Annotated in this window: 2 protein-coding genes; one reads left to right on the forward strand and one right to left on the reverse strand. The window is 78.8% G+C overall.

Annotated elements, in window-relative coordinates; genetic code table 11:
- Window positions 1-673 (forward strand): HAMP domain-containing sensor histidine kinase (locus tag SSNG_RS01600; protein ID WP_007262031.1); only part of this gene is annotated, 673 nt, incomplete at its 5' end.
- A gap of 4 nt (window positions 674-677) precedes the next feature.
- On the opposite strand, the gene SSNG_RS01605 is transcribed toward SSNG_RS01600, so the two are convergent.
- A complete protein-coding gene (locus SSNG_RS01605; protein ID WP_128636826.1) occupies window positions 678-1,655 on the reverse strand; it encodes a TAXI family TRAP transporter solute-binding subunit in 978 nt (325 codons plus the stop codon).
- Window positions 1,656-2,198: the final 543 nt, after the last annotated feature.

Below are 2,198 nucleotides of genomic sequence, written 5' to 3' on the forward strand. Positions count from 1 at the left end.
CTCCCTCTCCCGCCAGCGGGACTTCGTCGCCGACGCCTCTCACCAGCTGCGCAACCCGCTGGCGACGCTGGTGCTCCAGCTGGAGAACGTCGAGCCGCACGTCGCCCCCGGTCCCGGCCGGGCCGAACACGGCCGCGCGCTGGAGGAGACGGAGCGGCTGGAGGAGCTGCTCGACGGGCTGCTGGCGCTGGCCCGGGTGGAGTCGGCGGCGCCGGAGCTGCGGGAGCAGGACGTGGCCGTGGCGGTACGGGAGCGGGTGCGCGCCTGGCTGCCGGTGTTCCGGGCGGCCGGTCTGGAGCTGGCGGTCCGCGGCCCGGCCGGGGAGTTGCCGGCCCGTGCCCTGCCGGACGCGGCGGGCCGGGTCCTGGACGCGGCGCTGGACAACGCGGTGAAGTTCGTGCCGCGCGGCGGCCGCGTCAAGGTGTGCGCCCGGCGGGCTGCGGACGGCTCGGCGGTGGTGCGGGTCGCCGATGACGGGCCGGGGGTCCCCGAGGAGCAGCTGGAGCTGCTGCCGAGGCGTTTCGCCCGCGCGCCGCAGCACCAGAACGTGCGCGGCAGCGGGCTGGGGCTGGCCATCGCGGACGAGATCGCGCGGCTCAGCGGCGGCCGGCTCGGCGTCGGCGGGAACGTGCCGCGCGGGCTGGCGGTGGAGCTGCGGCTGCCGTCGGCGTGACGGTTCAGCCGTACACGGAGCGGTAGTGGGCGGCGGCGCCCGGGTGGAGGGGGACCTTCCCGGTGGAGATGGCGAAGCGGGGCTCCAGCCGTACGCCCGCGGTCACGTCGCGCAGCAGGTCGCGCCACCGGTCGGACACCACCCGCAGCAGGGCGCCCGCGGCGTCCGCCGGCACCGTGTCCCGGGCGAGGAGGTAGTTGCCGACGCCGAGGGTGGAGACGGGGGCGGTCAGTCCGTACGCCCCGGCCGGGAGGGTGACGGCCGTGTAGACGGGGCCGTGGAGTTCGCGCAGCGGGCCCACGTGGCCGTCCAGGGCGAGGAAGCGCAGCGGCACTGCGCGGGCCAGCTCCGTCAGGGCCGGGGTGGGGACGCCGCCGGACCAGAAGAACGCGGCGACGGCGCCGGTGCGCAGGGCGGCCGCCGATTCGGCGAGGCCCAGCAGGCGCACGTCCGCCGGGGTCGGGCCGGCGCCGGTCCCGGTGAGCCCGGCGGCGCGCAGGATGCGGCCGGCGACCACCTGGACCCCGGACCCGGCGGCGCCCGCCGCGACGGGGCGTCCGGCGAGGTCGGGTACGGCGTGCACCGGTCCGGCGGCGGGGACCACCAGGTGCGTGTAGTTGACGTAGACCCGGGCCAGGGCCGTGACCGCGGCCGGGCGGGGGAACGGCTCCCGCCCGAGCACCGCGTCCTCGGCGACGTCGGCCGTGGCCAGGGCGAGGTCCACGGAGCCCTCGTCCAGTCTGCTCAGGTTGTCCACGCTCGCGGCGGTGTCCACCGGCACGATCTCCAGGCCGCTCCCGGTGTCGGCGGCGGCCCGCGCCAGGGCGAGGCCGAAGGCGTTGTACGGGCCTCCGCGCGGCCCGGTCGCGAGCCGCAGCAGGTGCGCCGGCCCGGAGTCCGCCGCGCAGCCGGCGAGCGCCGCGGCGGCCGCGCCGAGCCCGGCCCGTATCAGCCGCCGGCGGCCGGTCCGCGTGTCCGTCACGGCGTCAGCGTAGCCACTCGTGCCCCGAATTGGCGGTGGCGGCCGAGGACCACCCCGGTTGCGGGGGCGACGGTGCCCGGCAGGCCGAGGAGCTTCGGCGCCCGTCCGGGGACGGGTGAGCGGGCGACCGCTTCGCGGGGGTCTCCGGGCCGCGGCCACCGCTCGGCCCGGGCGGCCTCCTCGGCGCCACGCCGGCCCACGGCGGGCAGCGTCCGCCGGGGCTCCCGCGGGACGGCGTACCGTACGGGGCGGTCCCCGTCAGCGCGGCGCTCCACCGTGCGCAGCGCTAGGGGGCGTCCCCTCCGCCCGCCACCGCCCCGGACCGGCGTTCCCGCTCCTCCGCCGTCGCACTCCCCGCGTCCGGGGACGGGGGAAACGTCGTGGTCGTGTGACAGGACTGCCACAACGGCGCAGCGCGGGAACCCGGGCGGGGCGGGGCGCCGTGTCCGTGCACGTGCCGGTGCGGGGCCGGCCGGGAGACATCGAGGAGCATCCCATGCAGTACACAGCAGGCCCGCGCCGCTCGGCGGCGGTGCTCGTGGC

Origin of the sequence: Streptomyces sp. C (assembly GCF_000158895.1) — a bacterium.
Classification (GTDB): domain Bacteria; phylum Actinomycetota; class Actinomycetes; order Streptomycetales; family Streptomycetaceae; genus Streptomyces; species Streptomyces racemochromogenes.